Genomic DNA, 20,379 nt, shown 5'->3' with positions numbered 1-20,379 from the left:
TAGAGCTGGAAATACCGTTAGAAAAACAAACCCCGCTATGTTTGATAGCGGGGTTTGTTTTAACTGGCGTACGACACTTCTCTATTTTTCAATCACCACAGGAAAGCGCTGCTCATAAAGTTCCATAAAGTCTTTACGAATCAAATGCTCCAAGTGGTTAGCTTTATCGGTCGGGCAGAAAATCATAACATGCAAAATCTGCTCACCATTGATATTGCTAGAAATATGCATATGTGGCTCTGCACCGGGAAGATCGACCCCAGCGTGTTTTTCAATCATCGCGTTGTAGCGATGCGCAACATCACTGAAGTAGCTACAATGCTCTTCAATCTTGTCGGTCAAGATTGGTAACAGAGGATACAAATTAACGAAGTCTTTCACCACGATAGAAAAATTGTGGTAGACGTAGCGCTTCATAAAATTGAGGTTCTTTACTGGGTAAGTAAAAAACATACTATTGGGTAAGGTCGCGGTTTTTCCGGTGTAGTGATATTGACCATGGTGCAGGTCGATCTCTTGAATCACCGTCGCCATCATATTGTGCTCGATCACTTCGCCGCACAGTTTACCGACCTCAATCCAGTCACCGACACGAAAAGAACGTGAGCTTGCTCTTTGAATCGAGCCTGTAAAACACAAAATTATCTCTTTGGATGCCACAACAATGGCAACCGCTATCGCCGTGACACTTAGAGCAAACTCGTTTATTTCTGATTGCCATAAAATAAATAAAATCAGTAAGGTAACGGCAAAGGTGCCGTTCTTAGTTCTGGACATCCAGCTGCGCTGATCTTCAGAAAGAAAGGCATGGTCACCACGAATCATCGATAAAATGGTACGACGAATTAACCACATAATCACAAAGATCAGTGCGGTAAAAATCAGTTTATGAGTGAGAAGAAAATCGACGACTAACTGCACTTTCTCCATTCCACGGCTCCCTTAGAATTAAAATACGGCCTAGTAACGGGTAACCATAACAAATTATTTTGTCAGTTGTCCGTGTTCACTCAAGTACTTTTGAGATTACTCCTCTCTAAAGGCGCGATTCATGCTTTCAGTGATTGGCTTTATTAAATAACTTAAAGGCGTTCGCGGTTTAGATAAAATAAGCACTTCCGCGTTCATTCCTGAAGTTAAGTGGTGTTTGGCTACATCTTCTTGCGAAATTGCAATTCTAGCGAGGTAAAAATCCTCTTGGTTTTCTTGTGAAAGCTTATCCGCAGAAATCGTTAACACCGTGCCGTCTAATGGTGCCAACGTTCTAGCATTCAGAGCGGTCAGACGAACATGCGCCTGCTGACCTGGGTTAACTAAATCGATATCCTGAGGATTCACGCGAGCCTCGACTAACAACTTATCGTCTTGAGGAACCAACTCTAATAGCGTTTCACCCGAACCAATCACACCTTTTTCGGTAAACACCTGCATGTTGACCACACGGCCAGCAATAGGTGCATTGATGGTTGTTCTCGCTACAATATCTTGTGCTGAGCGATACTCTTCACGAATGGCGACGATTTCCTTTTTGGTGTTTCGTAGCTCCTCGACAATCTCATTTAGTCTTTCAAGCTTCAACTCTTCAATTTGCGCTTGGTTTTCATCCAACCTTTTGCTTACTGTGAGTGATTGTCTATCTAACTGACTTAAGGTACTCCGCACTTCCGCCGCAAGACGTTTGAGTTGAAGTAAGGTGGATTTACCCGAAAAGCCTTTTTGAACTAGAGCTTGGTTACTGTCTATTTCTTCGGCGATAAAATTGAGTCTTTCTCTCTCAATTACTTTGGTTTGCTGGAGGTTTTCCAGCTCCAAATTTGCCCCAGAAATACTCTGCTCAATGATGCTCAGCTTACTATCAAAGAATCGCTTTCTCGCTTCAAAGATCTTGTTTTGAACCAGTTGAGCTTCTTGGACGATATCGACGCGAGGAATACTTTCAAGATCATCAGACCATACGATCGTTGGCAATTCATCTAGCTCAGCACTTAGACGGTTTTCCTTCGCTAGAGTATGAATAAACTGACCACTTAATGAATCCAACTTCGCCATAGCTTGTCGTTTAGAGAGTTGAATTAATAATTGACCTTTTTCAACCAAGTCTCCCTCCTGCACGTACAGCTTTTCAATAATGCCGCCTTCTAGATGTTGAATTTCTTGTCGCTTAGTGAGAACAGACAAATCGCCATAAGCAATCGCAGCGCTCTCTAATTTCGCTGTCGCAGCCCAGTAGCCTAGGCCACCAAGAAAAATACTTAGCGTCACCACACCAAGTAAAATTGGCTTTCGAAAGCTTAGTTTCGCTTGCGGACTAAAACGATAAACGGTTTCAGACGGATGCTGATTAACGGCTGGCAGTTGATTGCTCATTTCTTACCCTTGGAATATCTGTTCTTTCTTCGCCCATCAAGCGTTTTAATACTTCATCTTTATCACCGTATAATTTGACTCGACCTTCAGCCAAATACAGCAATCTATCCATTTGTCGTAATGTACTCGGATTATGGGCAATGACGATAATCGTTGCTCCTTGCGCCTTTAAATGGGCAATCAAACGTTGATATGCAGCCTCTCCTTCACCATCAAGGTTGGCATTAGCTTCATCGAAAATCACAATAGATGGATCGCCATAAACGGCTCTTGCAAGTGCGATTCTCTGCCTTTCTCCTCCAGATAAACCACGGCCATTTTCGCCAATAACGAAATCATAGCCTTTGTTTTTCTTGAGTATTAATTCATGACATCCTGCTAGTTGCGCCGCCTTGATGACTTTAGCGGGGTCTTCCTCTTTGAAGCGCGCGATGTTCTCCCGAATTGTGCCAGGAAACAACTCTACTTCTTGAGCGAGATAACCAAAATGGGCGCCGCGGTCTTCCGATGCCCAAGTAGACACTTCCATACCATCAAGCGTAACCTTACCCGCTAGTGGCTTGATCGTACCTAATAACAACCGAGCAAACGTCGACTTACCAGTACCAGAAGGGCCAATAACTCCGACAGCGACTCCGGGAGGAATAGATAAGTTGATCGATGAGAGTACAGGGTCTGCTGTGCCAGGATGGCGATAAGCAAGTCCAGTAAGTTCATAGTGTCCTTTTGGCTTTGGCAGTGGCATATTCGATTCATCTTGGCGCACGATTGCATCGATTTCTTTTAGCCTTTTATACGCGCCTTTAGCAGACATAGCACTTCGCCATGTACCAATCGCCTGCTCCATCGGCGAGAGTGCCCGACTCATTAAAATGGAACTCGCGATCATCGCTCCCGCAGTAATCTCATGTTGGATCACTAACCATGCTCCGCCTCCCAACAAAAAGATCTGTAGTGAACCACGTACAAACTTAGAAAAGTTAGCCATGTAAATGGACTTATCTACCACTCGCTCTTCGAGCATATTGACTTCATTCACGCGCGACTGCCATTTCTCTAAAAACGCGTTCATCATCCCCATCGCAAGAATTGAATTGGCATTTTGCGTGGCTAGTTCGGCGTTGTTGATATGAGAGATCGCCCTGACTTCACTCTCTTGCATGGTTTTACGCGTCATTAGCTCATTGAGTAGCCCGAGACTAAACAATACGATAGACCCGAGTAACGCGATGTGACCCAATACTGGGTGCAATAAATATACGAACAAAATAAACAGCGGTGTCCAAGGCGCATCCAATAGTGGGTAGGGTGCTTGGCTGCTCAAAAAGCTTTTGATGTTCTGAATGTCTCGCAGCGTTTGCGAGGTGTAACTCTTCCCTGTGTGCGATTGGTATTGAATGCTGCGCTTAAGCATAAAAGTGGACAGTTTGGTGTCCATCCAATAACCAAATGATTTACTCATTTGCGCGCGAGCGATATCAATAATCGACATGGTTAATAACGCGACAATCACGATAATAGTGAGCAAAAGTAGAGTATCGGTTGAATAGGAGGATATCACTCGGTTGTACACTTGAAGCATGTACAAGGGAATCGAGAGGACTAGTATGTTGATAAAAAGGCTAAAAGCGATTAGCAAGCCCGCAAGCGTGCATAGTTTTTGTCTCACTTCTTTGAAAACCGTTTTTTGCACGACTATTTCCGTTTAAATAGAAAATTTAGGCGCCAGCAAAAGCTAGCACCTAACTTAAGACAGCCTCAAATACACTCTAGAATGAACGAGTTAGTTCACCTCAGCGTGACAGAGCCACACAAACTAAATCCCATTCTGAGTGATTTAAGTCATTTAGATTGCAAATAAATCCGCACCGTAAGTATTGATGTCAGTTTCGGTAACGCCAATGAGTTTCACGGTTAGATCAGCACCATCGGTAAACACGGCATTACCTACAGCATCATAGCTAAAGCTTAAATCACCGAAGTCTGTGACCGAGTCGCTAATAATGTGCAAAGAATCTTCACCAATGGTGAAATCCATAACTTTTGCTTCGCCATGACCACCAAACTTATCCGTGAAAACAAACTTGTCACTGTCACTCCCACCTACCAAGATGTTATCTCCCGCACCTACAACAAGAATATCATCACCTGTGTTCCCTAATAGCTTGTTATCACCCAACAAACCTAAAAGCTTGTCGTTTCCAAAACCTCCTTTTAATAGATCATTACCAATCCCACCTTTTAACAAATCATCGCCAGCACCACCAATTAGGCGATCATCACCGTCGCCGCCGATCACATAATCGTTACCGCCACCGCCAACAAACGAATCATTGCCACCAAAACCAATAAACAAGTCATCGCCGCCATCGAAATCAGCAAATTGGTTATTTACACCTGCATCGCCGAGATACGTGTCATTATCAATTGTGCTCATTTTTATTCCCTCTTGTCTTAATAATTGAATAGACCTTTTATTCTATGTCTGAGTAGATTTGTAACAGACATGAGAAGTCTAATAGTCAACCGAATAGGAATAAGTTTGAATATGGGATGATATTTCAGACTGACATTTTAATAATAAATATAAAACTTAGTACTTTATAGAGTATTTTCTTTTTATTACAGTAAGTTAATACTAGTACTACAGGTTTCGCCTAGCCCAACTTGTTGCTTGTGTACGGTTCTTTACTTCTAATTTTCTAAAAATATTGTATAGATGTGATTTAATAGTATGCTCACTGATAAATAAAGAATCAGCAATTTCCATATTTGAGCCTCCTTCTTTCAACATTTTTAAAACTTGAATTTCACGCCGAGTAAGCTCGACCTCGATAGCAGGCTCAATAATGCTATTCGCTTCTTTTCCTCGATAATAATTAACCAGCTGATCCAGTAATCTTCGAGACAGCCAATTATCTCCTTTTATTATTGCTTTTAACCCCTGACACACCTTGTCCATGGAGTCTCCCGGACCGAATATACCCTTTACATGCGGCCATGAGGCGAGTTCTTCTGTGTCTAAGTCATAACCTAAATTAAGCATTATGGTTCCTAGCACTTTATTACTATCTTTTAAATAAACTAAAGTTTCGGATGGAATCTCAACTGAAAAATCAACAAGCAAAAAGTAGCGTTCCGGAATGAGTTCGTGATAGCTAGGGTTTTTAGTATCTATGATCGTTATTTTAGTTTCTATATTTTTAGAAAGCATTTCCTTAAAGTTTTCACTCTGTAAACTTTGTTGAGTGAGCATTAGGACTTCAGGCTTTTCCATATACTGTTCCATAATGTTTCTCATACTTTCAGTGACTTAACATTCTTAAATTCGTCGTTAATCGTCCGCACTTAGTGTGATATGTAAGTGCTAGTCCACAGAGTAAAGTTATTTGCTACTTTTTTAAATTCCAAAGTTATTAAAAAGAGAATCAAAAAAAGTGTTTCTCATAAAAGAAACACTTTTAACACATTTAGGTCACAGTAATGATTAAGAATTCACTAAATTAAATAACGCAATATTTCAAGGACATTACACTGTTAACGAGTTATCCGAAATATTTTCTTTCGCCCAAATAAGTGCTTGGACTCTATTTTTTACTTCAATCTTCTTGAAAATATTGTGTAAATGAGTCTTTACCGTATTCTCGCTCACAAATAGTTGTTCGGCAATTTGTTGATTGGAAGCCCCCATAGAGAGAAAGGTAATTATTTGTTGCTCTCGTTTGGTCAAAATAGCGGGAACATTCTTATTTATAGGTTTGCAGTGGCGACGAAGGTGAGTAATGTATTGCTGAGAAAACTTACGGCTGAACCACATATCCCCCTGAAGTACCTTACCAATCCCAACTTGCAGCGTTTTTATATCATCAGAGGTATAGAAAATACCTGCTAGAGTACGCCAAGCAAAAAGATCTTCAGTCGAAATGGATTGATCACAATTAATTAAGATTTCGAGCGTATCTTTCTGTTGCGACTCTTTAAATTCCGAATAACGCCGAAAGATTTCATCAGTGATCACGCTGCAATCAACAATAATGGCCGACGCTAAAGGCGAATCTAACGCTCCGTGAATAAGAGAGTCTGGTGTGATTAGAGCAACACTAATACCGAGTTTGGTCTCCAATACATCTTTCAGCAGAGATGACTGCAGACTGCCCTCCGTGATTAAAATGACATTTCTTGTTTTTTGTTGCTCCATCCTGATCGCATTCCCTTGGTCGCTTTTATTGAAATACGCAATAGATTTAGATAGAGCAGTAGTATTGTCAAGTATGAAAATAACTAGTACTAATTAATAACTCATTGAAGTGTCAATAATTTTTAAGTGGCAAGTCTGTAAGAGGTATTAGCATTTTTCAGGCATTAAAAAAGGGAGCATACACTCCCTTTTTTGTATTTTAGTTGGTGATTTTGTCGCGCCCGTTAGAGCCGAAACCTCACCTTAGCTTAGTGAACTGGAACAGAGTTTTTTTGGTTAAATTTACCAAAGTGTTGCTCTAACACTTCTGCCGTCAACTTACCTTCTGCTTCCAGCTTTTTTAGCTCAGCGACGATCGCTTTTTGCTCTTCTAGCGACGGCAGTTTTACTTCTGGCTCCTGAGCGGCTTCCTGAGAAATCTGCTCTAGTTCTTTTTCGAAGTCATTCATAGTACTTACCTAAATTTAGTTAGTGAACTTTTAAACTTCGGCTATTCTATCCAACTCTATAGCTTGAAGCTACCAACCATCTTGTCCAGACGTGAAGAGAGCGCTTGAAGATCACGACTTGCATCCGCCAGCTCTTCTGCCGTTGCCGTTGTCATTTCATTGATCGCGTTGATTTCTTCAATGTTTTGGTTAATGGTATGCACCACAGTGGATTGCTCTTCCGTCGCCGTCGCAACTTGCGTATTACGATCAGAGATGTCTGTAATTCGCTCAGAAATATTGACTAACACTTCCACGGCTTCATCGGTTGAAGCGACCCCTTCAATAGTGACCGCTTTACCCGCTTCCATCGCACTTACTGCGTCTTGTGCGTCACTTTGAAGTTGGTTGATCATCCGTTGGATCTCTTCTGTTGAGTCAGCTGTGCGTGACGCTAGGTTTCTGACCTCGTCAGCAACCACCGCAAAACCACGACCTTGCTCTCCAGCACGTGCAGCCTCAATCGCGGCGTTCAACGCAAGCAAGTTGGTTTGCTCTGATATGTCACGAATTACGCCCAGAATCGAGCCAATATCTTTAGTTGTCGATGCCAGCTGCGTGACGACAATATTGGTCGTTTCTACGTCATCAGCTAGGCGGCTAATCACCTCTTTGGCTTTCATAACCACTTCACGACCCGTTTGAGTATTATCAGAAGCCTGATTTGCCGTATCGGCAGCAGTAGCCGCGTTCGATGCAATTTCGCTGATGGTCGCACCCATCTGATTAATCGCCGCAACAACTTGAATGGTTTGATCACGTTGCTCTTGGCTGTTGTCATGTGTGGATGTTGCTTTCGTCGACACACTTTCTGCCGCTTGACTTAATGAGCCACTAGTTAAAGCAACTTCTTTCATTGTGGCGTGGATCTTCTCAATAAATCCGTTGAAGCCTTTTGAAAGCTGAGCAATTTCATCATTACCCTGAATTTCAATGCGCTGCGCCAAGTCGCCTTCACCTTGCCCAAGGTCAGTAAAACGATCGGCAATCAGTCGAATTGGTTTAGTAATACTATTTGCCAACCATACGCCCATCAGAATGAATACAACGGCGACAATGATGGTCGTAAACAGCATTTTTTGCGCAGTAGCATTTAGGTCCGCGAAGACTTCATCGACAGGAACTACACCAATGACAAACCAATTCATTGAAGGAACATACAAACTGGAAACAAACGTGTCCTGCCCTTCAAAGTCCACATTAATCAAATTGAAGCTGTTTTTATTCAGCAGTGCACTCGCATCACTACCAAATAGCTTGGTGATAGAAGTTTGGTTTTTACCTTGTTGACGATGTATTTGAATCTCACCCTGTTCGTTAGTGAGGAACACATAACCTGTATCTTCAATTTTAAACCCATTGAGCAGCGCAACCATGTCGTCCATCGACTTTGAAAGACCTGACATTGATGTACCATTTAAGTCTTGGTAGTTGGCAAACATTTTTACTTCGCCGTTTGCCTCTTGGAAAACGCTCACTGACGTTTCTTGACCAGAAAACGTAAAGCCAAAGAACCAAGCATCTTGAGTTCGATTAAGCTGACGCAAGAACCCGTTTTGATTCCAGTAATATGCCGTTTGACGATTGGCTACCGACGCATCATTTAGTCCGTACTGGGATTTAACGTTATTGAGCTGCTGAACTAACTGAACTTCTACCGACGGATCGCGGTCTGTATTAGATAGAGCTTCGACAATAAACTCGTTTGTTGCGAGCTGTTTTGCGGCTTGTTGCATCTCTACAACTTCGCGGTCAATTTCTGTATTGATTTGCTGCAGCATCGCAGGTAGTTCGATATCAACAAGACGGTGGCTCAACACATCTCTTGCATGACGCTGAGCCATAACACCAACGATAATTGTTGATGCTAAAACAGCAAACGTAATACCAAGTACAACCTTCTGTTTGATGCTCAAGGAATGAAGTTTCAACATATTCGGACCTTTTAAAAGAATCACTTGTTATTGGCCCCATAAGGGGAATCTGGTGCATATCTCATGACACGCACATCACAGAAACTTTATCGGCTCACATATACAAAACTAGAGGCATTTCTCACTATATTATGAAAAATAAATGTAACGCTATGTCAGATAAGAACTTTCAGTGATAGCAAGTACTTGCAATTCTATGCAGAGTCCCAATATTGAAAAGATAAATTGCGAAAGCGCATTGGAACTTTTTCCATCTGGAAAATGACCAATACTCAACACAAAAAATCAAATGGATATCGAGAGTCCAAAGCATGCATAAATCTAACTTCGAAACTCTTCAGCAATACCTAGAGTCGCAGATCATTGGTCAGCAAGATCTAGTCAAACAACTGCTTGTTGCCCTTTTGGCCGATGGACATATTTTGGTTGAGGGTCCTCCTGGGCTGGCAAAAACCCGTGCAGTAAAATCACTCTCAGATTGTGTTGAAGGCGACTTCCACCGAATTCAGTTTACCCCTGACTTGCTGCCAGCCGATTTAACCGGCACCGATATCTTCCGCCCCGAAACCGGAGAGTTCACTTTCCAATCTGGTCCTATCTTCAATTCTCTTATTCTTGCGGATGAGATAAACCGTGCACCGGCCAAAGTACAAGCGGCGATGCTTGAAGCAATGGCAGAAAAACAAGTCACAGCAGGTCGCCATACTTACCCGTTGCCAGAGTTGTTTTTGGTCATGGCGACTCAAAACCCGATTGAACAAGAAGGGACTTATCCACTACCTGAAGCACAGCTAGATCGCTTTTTATTACATTTAGAAGTGGAATACCCAGATGCAGAACATGAGCTATCTATCTTGCGTATTAACCGCGGTGAAGCAAAAGGCGAAACTACCGTCGAGCGCCCAATGTTAAGCCAACAAGATATCTTCACTGCGCGTAAAGAAGTGTTGGATATTCATATGGCGGAAACGATAGAGCAGTACATCGTCCGTTTAGTTATGGCAACACGTCGAGCCAGCGAATATGACACTGAGCTGGATAAGTGGTTGTCAATGGGCGTTAGTCCACGTGCCACCATCGCTCTGGATCGTTGTGCCCGTGCGCACGCTTGGCTTGCAGGTCGTGATTTTGTGTCCCCAGGAGATGTTCAAACCATGGCTTATCCGGTTTTGCGCCACCGTTTATTACTGAGTTACCACGCTCAAGCGGAAGGCATTACGGCAAACCAAGTCATCGATAAGCTGCTAAACCTCGTTGGCAGTGCATAAGACGAGGGAGTGATATGTCCACAACGCATCCACTGCCACCTCATACGAATGGGGTGACATTAACCCTTGAAGAGCTGCTGCAATACCGCACTCAATCTGTACGTTGGTTGCCACCAGCACAAAGTATCTGGTCGCAAATGAGCGGTAACCATACCAGCCGCCAAAAAGGGCGAGGCATGGATTTTATGGAAGTACGCCAATACCAACCTGGCGATGATATCCGCAGTATTGATTGGCGGGTAACTGCTCGTACAGGGAAAGCGCACACAAAGTTATTTGCAGAAGACAAAGAGCAAGCTGTGATTCTTTACCTTGACCTGAGTTCTAGCCTGCATTTTGGGTCTAAGTATATGCTTAAGTCGGTTCAATTGGCTCACTTTGCCAGCGTGTTGATTTGGCTCACTTTGGCTAAAAAGGATCGCATCGGTGCGGTGATTGACGATGGACATCAATGTTTTGAGTTTCGCCCTTCCTCTCTACAAAAACAGGGGCTGCGGATTCTTAATGCTATCGTCGATACACATAACGCGCAGGTGGCTCGTACTGCCAACAGCGAGGCTCGTACACTGCCGTATACTCAAGTGTTAGAGACACTTCATACACTGACACCTAAGGGCAGCGAGCTGATTATGCTCAGTGACTTTGCCCACATAAGCGCGGCAGAGTTGACGCAGTTACGTCGACTAAAACAGCACAACAGTGTGAGGGCTATTCAGTTTTATGACCCATTAGAAAAAGGCGAAACAACCTTTAGAGGCCAAGTAAAAGCCTCGGATGGACAACGTAGCCAATGGTTCAACTTTGGCTCCAAGGGCCAAAGAAAGGAACTCGAAACACACTTTACTCAACACCAAGAAACCATTAAACAGCAATGCCATTCGATGGCGATTCCATTTAACACGCTATCAAGTGGTTGGCCCCTAATTTCACAATTAAGCTAACAAACTGTACCAGCAGCATTAAGCAGTAATAATAATGACAACAGACAACCAAAGCCTAGACCTTGAACCTCTGATTTTACCAAACGCTCCGGATTGGTTTCCGCTCGCTTGGGGATGGTGGGCAGTGCTGGCGGCCACCGTGCTTTTCGTTTTCAGCATTTATTTTTATGCGAAATGGCGTAAAAAACGCCTACGCGCGCAAAAGACAGCCTTAAAACTTTTAACTCAATCTGTCACGCCTCATACCCCCTCCTCTGCTCTGGAAATATTGCGTCAGGCGGCATTGAGTTACTTTCCGCGTGAAGAAATCGCACCATTAACTGGGATCGCTTGGTATGAATTTCTCGATAGCCATACCAAAGAAACTCGATTTGTAGACAAACAACATCAGTGGCAAGAGGCGTTGTATCAGAAGTCCTCTCAAGAAAACCATCAAAGCTTGGTCGATGATTGTGTCTTTTGGATAACTCACGCCTTACCACCAAAGAAAAAGGCAAATAACCGTGACTGAGCCAACATTCATAACCAGTCTTGCCCAATGGCTAAACATTGAATTTGTCTGGTGGTGGGCACTATTTTTGCTGCCCGTCCCCTGGCTGGTATACAAGCTCCTGCCACAAGAATCTCAACAAGCCGAGATCAAATTGGCGTACTTACCAACGAATGAGAATGACAGCAAGCCTCGGCAAGCCCTGCAAAAAGCACTATCAATGGCGATCTGGGTTCTGCTGATCATTGCTTGTGCGCGTCCAGTTTGGTTTGGTGATCCAGTTGAGTTCCAACCCAAATATCGGGACTTGATGTTAGTCGTCGACCTATCTGGCTCGATGCAGCAAGAAGACATGGAGCTCAACGGCGAATACATCGACCGCCTCACCGCTGTCAAAAAAGTTCTGTCGGATTTCGTGGCAAAGAGAAAAGGCGACCGTCTCGGAGTGGTTTTGTTTGGCGATCACGCGTATTTGCAGACGCCACTCACTGCAGACCGTAAAACCGTCATGCAGCAGATTAATCAAACCGTCATCGGCTTGGTTGGTCAACGCACCGCCATTGGTGATGGCATTGGCCTAGGCACGAAAACCTTTGTAGACAGTGATGCTCCGCAACGAGTCATGATTTTGCTCAGTGACGGCAGCAATACTGCTGGTGTGCTCGAACCGCTCGAAGCAGCGGAAATCGCAAAAAAATACAATGCGATCATTTACACCATCGGCGTAGGCGCTGGTGAAATGATGGTGAAAGAGTTTTTCATGACTCGCAAGGTTAACACCGCAGCCGACTTGGATGAGCAAACGCTAACTAAAGTGGCAGAGATGACGGGAGGACAATATTTTCGGGCGCGAGATACTGATCAGCTCGAAAAAGTCTACGACACGATCAATCAGCTAGAGCCCGTGTCTAGCGACACGCAAACTTGGCGTCCGCAGTCAGAATGGTTCCCATACCCATTAAGCGCTGCATTCGTATTGTCGGTATTGTTATTCCTACTGAGGAGAAAACATGGCTGAGTTTATTTTCCTTAATCCTTATTGGCTGCTGGGGCTCATCGCGATCCCTATCGCACTCTTGCTCAATCACAAATTTAGAGCAAAAAAATCGACACTGATTGCTCCTCATCTAGCTAAAGTGCTCGGACAAAACGCGCAGTCCAAACACTATTTTATTCTCTGGGGCTTAGCTTGGGCGATTGCCTGTATTGCGCTAGCGGGACCAAGCTGGCAATCCAATGCTAGACCAAGCTTTGAGTTAAACCAAAACCGCATTTTAGTGCTTGATATGTCTCGTTCGATGTTTGCTACGGACATCAAGCCCAATCGACTAACACAAACGCGTTATAAAGCGCTGGACTTACTTCCCAAATGGCAAGAGGGCGCTACGGGGCTTATTGCTTACGCTGGCGATGCCTATAACTTAAGTCCACTGACGACCGACTCAAGCACGCTTGCCGGCATTATCGAGAATTTGTCACCAGAGTTGATGCCTTTTCAAGGGGCAAACTTGCCTTCCGCGATTGAATTAGCGCTTAATCAGTTCTCTCAAACAGGTACGCTGCAAGGCGACATCATCGTGTTAGCCGATGACCTTGATGAGTCAGAGCTGTCTCGCGCGTTGAAGTTAGTCAAAGGTAAAAACATTCGCATCTCTGTTCTCGCAGTAGGAACTGCTAATGGCGCGCCCATCGCCCTACCCGACGGTTCTCTTTTAAAGACAGCACAAGGTACAACAGTCGTAGCGAAAACAAACCTGAAGAATTTACAAATACTAGCTAAGCAAACAGGTGGAATTTTTGTTCCTATTCAGCACACCAATCGCGATTTTGAGAACATATCGGCCTTTACGAACAACGTTGGCAGTCATCTTTCGGCCAAGCAGAGTGAAGAAGTGAGCACTGACTCTCGCTTAAACGGTGGCTTTTGGTTACTGCCGCTGTTACTTCTGCCTGCAGCTTTACTGTTTCGACGCGGCCTGATTTGGATGCTTGTGGCAACAGTAATACCGATGACTTGGACACCACACGCCGAAGCCAATCCGTTCTTAAATGCCAATCAACGAGGAGCGGAACTCTACAAGCAAGGTGAGTATGAACAGGCGCAAAATCTATTTACAAACCCAAGCTGGAAAGGGGCAGCCAGTTACCAAAAAGGTGACTACGACGCCGCTATCGAAGCATTTTCTCATGATGCCTCTCTTAACGGCCGCTATAACCTTGCCAACTCTCTGGCGCAAAATGGCCAATTAGAAGAAGCGGCAGAGCTTTATAAAAAACTGCTTGAAGAAAAGCCCAACTTTGAAGCTGCAAAGAAAAACTTGTCGGTTGTGGAACAGAAGCTGAAACAGCAACAGCAACAGCAACAGCAACAGCAACAGCAACAGCAACAGCAACAGCAACAGCAACAGCAACAGCAACAGCAACAGCAACAGCAACAGCAACAGCAACAGCAACAGCAACAGCAACAGCAACAAAAGTCTCAAAACGGTGAGAAGGAAGAGCAAGGACAACAGTCACAAAATCAGCAAGAATCTGAAAATAAAACAGAAAAGCAAAAAACAGAGCAGCATCGACCGAAACGAGGTGAAAAGCAGGCTCAGGAACAAGGTGAGCCAATGCCGGCTCAAGTGCAGCCAAAAAACACGCATCGGGATGATCCTGAATTCCGTCGTCTAGAAGCAGTCGAAAGCGCTCGCGATCCAAGCTTTTTGATTCGTGCACAAATGCAGCTTCAAGCTCGACAAAAACAACCTCCACAACAATCTCAAAAGGAGTGGTAAGCCCGTGATGAACAAAGGCGTACAACTGATCTTTATTCTTGTGGCCAGCCTATTATCCAGCTTCTCGGTGATGGCACAAACGCTTCAAGCAAGCGTCAATAAAACACAAGTTGCTAAGAATGAAGTGATCAACCTCAGAATCATGGCAGATACTGAGCTCAGCTCAGATGCAATTGACTTTAATGTACTTGAGAACGACTTTTTCTTGGGTCAACCTCGTTATGGGCGCTCCAGCAATAACATTAACGGAAGAAAATCTGTACGTACTGAGTGGAGTATCTCGATTGCGCCGATGAAAGAAGGTGTTCTGACTATTCCGAGCTTTTCCGCAGATGGTATGAGAACGGAGCCAATAAAGCTTCGTGTCACCGCAAGCCAAGCTGAACCCAATCTCGATGACCTATTTAGCTTTAATATCAGTGTCGACAACAGCACGCTGTACCCTCAGCAATCTGCGACATTACGTATGCAGCTTTTGATCAAAGCGGATACCCGCCGTCTTGATAACCCACAAATTGTGCCTCCACAGATTGAAGGCATGAAGCTTGAAGCGATTGGTGGCTTACAGCAGGGACAAAAGATCTTAAATGGATTAGAAGTAGCGGTCATTGAACAGTCGTTTCGCTTAACGGCGAATCAGCCGGGTACTTACACCTTGATAGGTCCTAGACTGACAGGCTCTTACATTTATGGCGACAGCTTGACGGGCTCTACCAAGATCATGCCAATCAACACCAAAGCTGAGCAAATGCCTATCGAGGTAAAACCAATTCCAAGTGAATTTGAAGGGGAATGGCTTCCAGCTTCAGCGTTAGAAATGACGCAGAGCTGGCAAGACGATCAAGGTAATACACTGTCGGTTAATGCGCTCAACACTGTCAAACAGGGCTCTTCACTCACTCGAACCATTCAAATTAAAGCTCGCGGAACACAAGCCGAATACCTTCCACGAGTAAGTATTGATTATCCAAGTTCACTACGGGTCTACCCAGAACAGCCTCAATTCGACAGCGCGAGAGATGGCACCGTTATCATGACCGTGAAGCAAGTCATTATCCCCACTGAGGCTGGGTCATATACCTTGCCGGGATACCATTTGAACTGGTGGGACAGCCAAAATGATGAAGCGAAAAAAGCGACGTTACCAGAGCTACAATTAGAAATAGAGCAAAGTGACACCGGGCTTATCACATTGCCGGAATCGCCTCTGCCAACACCACCTGAGTCAGCCATCAGTCCCGAACCAAACGGTGGAGTGAGCAGCCTCTGGCAAACCCTGACCTTTGTTTTCGCTGGGCTTTGGGTGGCGACGTTAGGAATCGCGATTTGGGCATGGAAGAAGCGTCCTATGACGGCGAGTAAAACGGTTTCGAATACCGAGCAACCTCTTTGCGTTGATGCGTTGAAAAAAGTCATCAATGAAGGGGACGCTGCTAAAATTGAACGCTCAGTAAACGAGTATCTAAACACTCACCGAGACAGGTTAAGCTCTGGTGATGTGCAGGCAGTAAAACAAGAGCTTGACGCCATGAACCAAGCGCGTTTTAGTGCCAATCAACAACCTTGGCGTCCAGACTCGCTACTGGCAAAAATTCAAAACCTTGGCAAAGCAAACGTAACGAAAACCGACCACCAGCTAGAAAAACTATAAAGAAAAATGGCAGCTCAAGTGAGCTGCCATTTTTCTTGTGCGACCAAACTCACTTTAGCAGTTTTATCTAAAAATCAACCAAACTGTCTCAGTAACTTTGATGTTATGAGCATCACTTATTCAACAAAAGCTTGATGATCGTACTCATATCGCCTTACGCAATTTCGACCATGACTCTTCGCTTGATAGAGTGCCTTATCCGACAGCTGGTAAAGATGGTCGAAATTAAAGTCTTTGCCTTTCGTTTTGTAGCAAGAATAACCGACTGACACAGTGAGCAACTCCCCTTCTGGGTTGTGTTGGTGTTTGATGCCTTCATCTTCAATGCATTGACGAATACGTTCCGCTCTCTGCTTTACCGCCTCTTGATCAGAGCCGATCATTAGTAACACAAACTCTTCTCCGCCAATGCGACAGAAAACCTCGTCTTCACCTTTGGTATGATGATCCAAGATATGACCCACGCGCATTAGTGCGATATCCCCTTCGAGATGGCCATAGTGATTGTTAAACAAGCCAAAGTGATCAATATCAATCAGGATAAGACCAAAGAACATCGCTTCCTCACACTCTAGCGCGCAATATTTCTGCATCACATGTTCTAACATACGGCGATTGCCAAGACGTGTCAGAGGGTCAAGTTTAGAAAGCACCTCAAGCTGTCGGTTGGCTTCTTCCAACTCTTTGGTTCGGTTCTGTACTTCTAACTCCAGGTTTTCGTTTAATCCGCGAATCGCCTCTTGCGCTTGAGTGCGCTGCAAAACCTCCGCTAGACTGGAAGCGAACATACGAATCACTTCACGTAGCTGAGAAGTCAGCGGCGCGCGCGTCAATAAGTTATCAACAGCAATAAAGGCGATGGGCCCGCTGCTGTTCGAAGTCAAAACCGTCATCGCAGCCCAGCCAAAGCCGACAATATTACAGTCATGATAAATAGGAACGGATTCCTCAAATGCCACTTCACTAGGTACGGCGCGAGCTAAATTGATCAACGAAAAGTCTTGTGTCTCACCAAAGAAATAAGACTCATCCACCACATTGCCTTGAATGTCAGTCCCCCAAGTGCCTTGCATGTATGAGCAATTTTCATCGGTCAAAAACACCGCCATACGATCAATACCAAGATTTTTGATGGCAAAAGTGACGGCCGATTTACATACATCACTGACGGTTGTACAGCGTGATAGCTCAACCATGCTTGAATGCAACATACGCACGTTCTGCTCCTGGCGCTTTCGAATGTAAATTTGTGAGAAAAGGGAGCCAAACGAGTCCAACATCTGTTTTTGATACGCTGTTATCGGCTTGCGATGAATAAAGTTATCAAGCGCGAACCAACCAAATGGCTCATTGCCATCACGTAGGATCAACATCGCGTTCCACCCCTGCCCAACCACTTTACCAGCTGTGTATATCGGCGCATCTTCCACGATCACTAGGTTGCTCTCAAGGCTTGACAGCGCAGCGATGTATTCTTCGCTCAGTTGGTGTAAATCGTATTGCGTGTGGAACTCATCAATTGTGATGCCTGATTCATCCGTGCCGTATGTTCCACTGAAACTGCGCTTTTTCATATCTAGAAGCATCAGTGTGGAGCGATCAAACCCCAACCGTTGACGTAGCGCTTCGACGGCTTTGTAATACAAATCTTTTAAGGAGTCAGGGTTGGAGATCTCGAGAGCAACTTGCTGAACTAACTTCATGTTCTCGATAAAGCGCTCGCGTTGGTTAATTTCATCGACATATTGCGCTTCACGAATATCTCTGTGTCTCATCTCTTGCGACGCATTTTTCTCGGCGCGAATGCACTGCCAACGCGCCGCTGCAAGCTGCATTGCATCATAGCTTTCTTCATAGATATTGTGTGCCGTGCGAGCATGAACAGATTGAATCAGTAGGTAGGTGCGTTTGATAGGCGTGTTATCGAGCATCATTATGTAACTATCTCCACCTAAATCTTGGGTGTGATTCCAGTTACAAGTATTGATCGCCAGAGGAATGATGCTTTCAGAAGTGTCAAACTGACTTGCCCACTCCCAGAAGCTGTCAGGATAGCTTTGGATTGGGTAAAGCTCCCCGCGAGAGAAACTCACAGAATAACGGGGATTGATTGAAGGATCTTCAAAAATGGCTAAGGCTTGAGGGGAGAACAAACTCTCTAAATGATCAAATATCGCCTCCGCTAATAAGCGATGATCCCTCGTTGAAGACACTTTTCTTGTAAAACTTCTTAAACTCACCCTACCAACCTAATCTACTTTTTTATTCTCGATAAAAAACTACTTAGGCCATCATATGCAATCAATACAATAAAATTTGAGCTGTTAAGTCATTCGCAAAATTATCAGACTTAGTTTCACATTCGAGAGCTCTTCAGCACTTTTATAACCGTATTTCACATAAGTTACATGTTCTATAAAAAAGGGAGGGATATTTGTGCTTCCTTGCAAGAATTATTGGTATAGGTTGGTGTTATAAATCTGCAGCTTGAAAAGAAAAAGGCCCCTCAAAAAGAGGGGCAAAGTTACCATCGCTTATAGTTATTTAGTTATGCTTGTAAATATGGCGAATTAACCGAAATCACCATTTACGTAGCCTTGAGTACGGTCATCTTGAGGGTTACTGAAGATCACTTGAGTATCGTTATGCTCAACCAGTTCACCCATTAGGAAGAACGCAGTACGGTCAGAGATACGACGCGCCTGTTGCATTGAGTGGGTCACGATAACGATGGTGTAGTTCTTCTTCAGCTCTTCCATCAACTCTTCGATTTTATGTGTCGCAATTGGGTCAAGTGCCGACGTTGGTTCATCCATCAGAATCACATCCGGCTCCATCGCGATCGTACGTGCGATACAAAGACGCTGTTGCTGACCACCCGATAGACCAAATGCGTGTGACTTCAGACGATCTTTCACTTCGTCCCAAAGTGCTGCACCGCGTAGTGAACGCTCTACCACTTCGTCAATGTGTTTCTTGTCTTTGATACCTTGAGCACGTAGGCCGTAAGCCACGTTTTCGTAGATGCTCATCGGGAATGGGTTTGGCTTCTGGAACACCATGCCAACCTTGATGCGAAGATCCGCGACATCAATGTTGCCGTAAATGTCTTCGCCGTCCATCGCCAATTTACCCGTGATTTTCACGCCTTCGATTAGGTCGTTCATGCGGTTCAAACAACGTAGAAGCGTTGATTTACCACAACCTGACGGGCCGATAAGTGCCGTTACTTGGCGAACTGGAATTGGTAGGTTGATCGATTTCAGTGCTTGGTTTTCACCGTAGAATAAGTCTAGGTTTTCAATATCAAATTTGTTCATTTTCTTAATCTCTTAAATCTTGAATTCGTGTCTTTTAACGTGCGTTCTTAATTAGTGTTGTTAGTAAGTTGCGGTGTTAAAACGTCTAGCAATCAGTTTCGTTACCATGTTGATCAGAAGAACAACCACGATAAGCACTGTTGCGGTACCGTAAGCCTGATTCCATTCTTCAACGGTAAACAGTTCGGTAGTCAGTTTGTATAGGTGAACGGTTAATGTACGACCGGAGTCCAACAGAGAATCTGGAATACGAGCAACCATGCCTGCTGTCAGAAATACAGGAGCAGACTCACCAATGACACGACCAATACTTAGAATGACCGAGGTTAAGATACCTGGCATTGCGCTCGGAAGAATCAAACGCCAGATAGTGTAAATTTTTGAAGCGCCAAGGCCGTAAGAGCCTTCACGATACGTTTGAGGCACTGCCATCAGTGCTTCTTCCGTAGTACGGATGATCACTGGCAGAATAAGAATACTTAGAGTCAGTGCCCCCGACAGAATAGAGAAGCCCAGACCAAGAATTGCCACGAAGAACGTCATACCGAATAGACCGAAGATGATCGACGGGATACCCGCCAACGACTCAGTACAGAATCGGATAATTTTTACCAATCGGCTACCGACTTTCGCGTATTCGGTTAAGTAGATTGCCGTCATGATACCCAGTGGCGCCGCTACCGCGATGGATGCGATAACCATGTAGATGGTCGAGACGATCATCGGGAAGATACCGTGCTCTTCACCAGTACGTGTGTAGTTATCAGTAATGAAGTTCCAATCTATGTGTTGTAGACCATTTGATAGGATGTACCAGATAATCCAGAACAAAAAGCCTACCGTTAGTGCAGCCGAAATCCAAACCAAAGCGTTAAAGACGTTATCTTTGAACTGGCGAGCTTGTTTTAGTTTTGCGCGATCCATAATAGTCACCTTTAACGA

At 44.3% G+C, this 20,379-nt stretch carries 17 protein-coding genes; 6 read left to right on the top strand and 11 right to left on the bottom strand.

Features of this window, described 5'->3' with window-relative positions:
- Window positions 1–81 precede the first annotated feature (81 nt).
- From LIX84_RS11600 to LIX84_RS11565, 8 genes are all read right to left on the bottom strand, one after another.
- Window positions 82–930 (bottom strand): mechanosensitive ion channel family protein, encoded by an 849-nt coding sequence (locus LIX84_RS11600; protein ID WP_139059203.1) that lies wholly within the window; start codon window positions 928–930, stop codon window positions 82–84.
- A 96-nt stretch (window positions 931–1,026) separates the two neighbouring features.
- A complete protein-coding gene (locus tag LIX84_RS11595) occupies window positions 1,027–2,367 on the bottom strand; it encodes an HlyD family type I secretion periplasmic adaptor subunit (RefSeq protein WP_226421357.1) in 1,341 nt (446 codons plus the stop codon).
- Window positions 2,342–4,060 (bottom strand): type I secretion system permease/ATPase, encoded by a 1,719-nt coding sequence (locus LIX84_RS11590; protein ID WP_226421356.1) that lies wholly within the window; start codon window positions 4,058–4,060, stop codon window positions 2,342–2,344. Before LIX84_RS11590 ends, LIX84_RS11595 begins: the two co-directional genes overlap by 26 nt.
- 153 nt (window positions 4,061–4,213) lie before the next feature.
- A complete protein-coding gene (locus LIX84_RS11585; RefSeq protein WP_226421355.1) occupies window positions 4,214–4,804 on the bottom strand; it encodes a calcium-binding protein in 591 nt (196 codons plus the stop codon).
- A 207-nt stretch (window positions 4,805–5,011) separates the two neighbouring features.
- Window positions 5,012–5,668 carry a LuxR C-terminal-related transcriptional regulator gene (locus LIX84_RS11580; RefSeq protein ID WP_080619247.1) on the bottom strand — a complete coding sequence of 219 codons (657 nt, stop codon included), beginning with the start codon at window positions 5,666–5,668 and terminating at the stop codon, window positions 5,012–5,014.
- Window positions 5,669–5,896: 228 nt separating this feature from the next.
- Complete coding sequence (locus LIX84_RS11575) at window positions 5,897–6,565, bottom strand: LuxR C-terminal-related transcriptional regulator (RefSeq protein WP_150917684.1); 669 nt, start codon at window positions 6,563–6,565, stop codon at window positions 5,897–5,899.
- A 248-nt stretch (window positions 6,566–6,813) separates the two neighbouring features.
- On the bottom strand, window positions 6,814–7,014 hold the full coding sequence (locus tag LIX84_RS11570; RefSeq protein ID WP_047008479.1) for a restriction endonuclease subunit S: 201 nt from the start codon (window positions 7,012–7,014) through the stop codon (window positions 6,814–6,816).
- A gap of 56 nt (window positions 7,015–7,070) precedes the next feature.
- Window positions 7,071–8,987: a methyl-accepting chemotaxis protein gene (locus LIX84_RS11565; protein ID WP_226421354.1), complete on the bottom strand. Its 1,917-nt coding sequence runs from the start codon at window positions 8,985–8,987 to the stop codon at window positions 7,071–7,073.
- A 311-nt stretch (window positions 8,988–9,298) separates the two neighbouring features.
- On the opposite strand from LIX84_RS11565, the gene LIX84_RS11560 reads away from it, so the two are divergent.
- Genes LIX84_RS11560 through LIX84_RS11535 form a run of 6 tightly spaced genes read left to right on the top strand, consistent with a single transcriptional unit; the run spans window position 9,299 to window position 16,117 of the window.
- The gene (locus LIX84_RS11560; RefSeq protein ID WP_226421353.1) at window positions 9,299–10,255 is read left to right on the top strand and encodes an AAA family ATPase; all 957 of its coding nucleotides are present in this window, start codon (window positions 9,299–9,301) and stop codon (window positions 10,253–10,255) included.
- Between the two features lie 14 nt (window positions 10,256–10,269).
- A complete protein-coding gene (locus LIX84_RS11555) occupies window positions 10,270–11,196 on the top strand; it encodes a DUF58 domain-containing protein (protein WP_226421352.1) in 927 nt (308 codons plus the stop codon).
- A 34-nt stretch (window positions 11,197–11,230) separates the two neighbouring features.
- Window positions 11,231–11,707, top strand: coding sequence for a DUF4381 domain-containing protein (locus LIX84_RS11550; RefSeq protein ID WP_226421351.1), 477 nt, complete (start codon window positions 11,231–11,233; stop codon window positions 11,705–11,707).
- Window positions 11,700–12,704, top strand: coding sequence for a vWA domain-containing protein (locus LIX84_RS11545; protein ID WP_226421350.1), 1,005 nt, complete (start codon window positions 11,700–11,702; stop codon window positions 12,702–12,704). Before LIX84_RS11550 ends, LIX84_RS11545 begins: the two co-directional genes overlap by 8 nt.
- Entirely contained in the window at window positions 12,697–14,466 is a 1,770-nt protein-coding gene (locus LIX84_RS11540; protein ID WP_226421349.1) for a VWA domain-containing protein, read from the top strand. The genes LIX84_RS11545 and LIX84_RS11540 overlap by 8 nt, the downstream gene beginning before the upstream one ends.
- Window positions 14,467–14,470: 4 nt before the next feature.
- Window positions 14,471–16,117, top strand: a complete 1,647-nt coding sequence (locus LIX84_RS11535) for a BatD family protein (protein WP_226421348.1) — start codon at window positions 14,471–14,473, stop codon at window positions 16,115–16,117.
- A gap of 116 nt (window positions 16,118–16,233) precedes the next feature.
- On the opposite strand, the gene LIX84_RS11530 is transcribed toward LIX84_RS11535, so the two are convergent.
- The 3 genes from LIX84_RS11530 to pstA all read right to left on the bottom strand — a co-directional run bounded on the left by LIX84_RS11530 (window position 16,234) and on the right by pstA (window position 20,361).
- The gene (locus LIX84_RS11530) at window positions 16,234–18,357 is read right to left on the bottom strand and encodes a sensor domain-containing diguanylate cyclase (RefSeq protein ID WP_226421347.1); all 2,124 of its coding nucleotides are present in this window, start codon (window positions 18,355–18,357) and stop codon (window positions 16,234–16,236) included.
- Between the two features lie 330 nt (window positions 18,358–18,687).
- On the bottom strand, window positions 18,688–19,437 hold the full coding sequence (gene pstB / locus LIX84_RS11525; RefSeq protein WP_005397884.1) for a phosphate ABC transporter ATP-binding protein PstB: 750 nt from the start codon (window positions 19,435–19,437) through the stop codon (window positions 18,688–18,690).
- 60 nt (window positions 19,438–19,497) lie between these two features.
- Window positions 19,498–20,361 carry a phosphate ABC transporter permease PstA gene (gene pstA, locus LIX84_RS11520; RefSeq protein WP_226421346.1) on the bottom strand — a complete coding sequence of 288 codons (864 nt, stop codon included), beginning with the start codon at window positions 20,359–20,361 and terminating at the stop codon, window positions 19,498–19,500.
- Between the last annotated feature and the right edge of the window lie 18 nt (window positions 20,362–20,379).

The sequence above is a fragment of the Vibrio sp. E14 genome, from assembly GCF_020515785.1.
GTDB classification, from domain to species: Bacteria; Pseudomonadota; Gammaproteobacteria; order Enterobacterales; family Vibrionaceae; genus Vibrio; species Vibrio diabolicus.
Note: the sequence above shows the minus strand (reverse complement) of the source record. Positions and strands in the feature narration are given on the sequence as shown.

What these genes read in the sequence shown, in the direction of transcription:
- LIX84_RS11600 (WP_139059203.1), bottom strand. Translation starts at nt 930, where the DNA reads ATGGAGAAAGTGCAGTTAGTCGTCGATTTTCTTCTCACTCATAAACTG.
- LIX84_RS11595 (WP_226421357.1), bottom strand. Translation starts at nt 2,367, where the DNA reads ATGAGCAATCAACTGCCAGCCGTTAATCAGCATCCGTCTGAAACCGTT.
- LIX84_RS11585 (WP_226421355.1), bottom strand. Translation starts at nt 4,804, where the DNA reads ATGAGCACAATTGATAATGACACGTATCTCGGCGATGCAGGTGTAAAT.
- LIX84_RS11580 (WP_080619247.1), bottom strand. Translation starts at nt 5,668, where the DNA reads ATGAGAAACATTATGGAACAGTATATGGAAAAGCCTGAAGTCCTAATG.
- LIX84_RS11575 (WP_150917684.1), bottom strand. Translation starts at nt 6,565, where the DNA reads ATGGAGCAACAAAAAACAAGAAATGTCATTTTAATCACGGAGGGCAGT.
- LIX84_RS11570 (WP_047008479.1), bottom strand. Translation starts at nt 7,014, where the DNA reads ATGAATGACTTCGAAAAAGAACTAGAGCAGATTTCTCAGGAAGCCGCT.
- LIX84_RS11565 (WP_226421354.1), bottom strand. Translation starts at nt 8,987, where the DNA reads ATGTTGAAACTTCATTCCTTGAGCATCAAACAGAAGGTTGTACTTGGT.
- LIX84_RS11560 (WP_226421353.1), top strand. Translation starts at nt 9,299, where the DNA reads ATGCATAAATCTAACTTCGAAACTCTTCAGCAATACCTAGAGTCGCAG.
- LIX84_RS11555 (WP_226421352.1), top strand. Translation starts at nt 10,270, where the DNA reads ATGTCCACAACGCATCCACTGCCACCTCATACGAATGGGGTGACATTA.
- LIX84_RS11550 (WP_226421351.1), top strand. Translation starts at nt 11,231, where the DNA reads ATGACAACAGACAACCAAAGCCTAGACCTTGAACCTCTGATTTTACCA.
- LIX84_RS11540 (WP_226421349.1), top strand. Translation starts at nt 12,697, where the DNA reads ATGGCTGAGTTTATTTTCCTTAATCCTTATTGGCTGCTGGGGCTCATC.
- pstB (WP_005397884.1), bottom strand. Translation starts at nt 19,437, where the DNA reads ATGAACAAATTTGATATTGAAAACCTAGACTTATTCTACGGTGAAAAC.
- pstA (WP_226421346.1), bottom strand. Translation starts at nt 20,361, where the DNA reads ATGGATCGCGCAAAACTAAAACAAGCTCGCCAGTTCAAAGATAACGTC.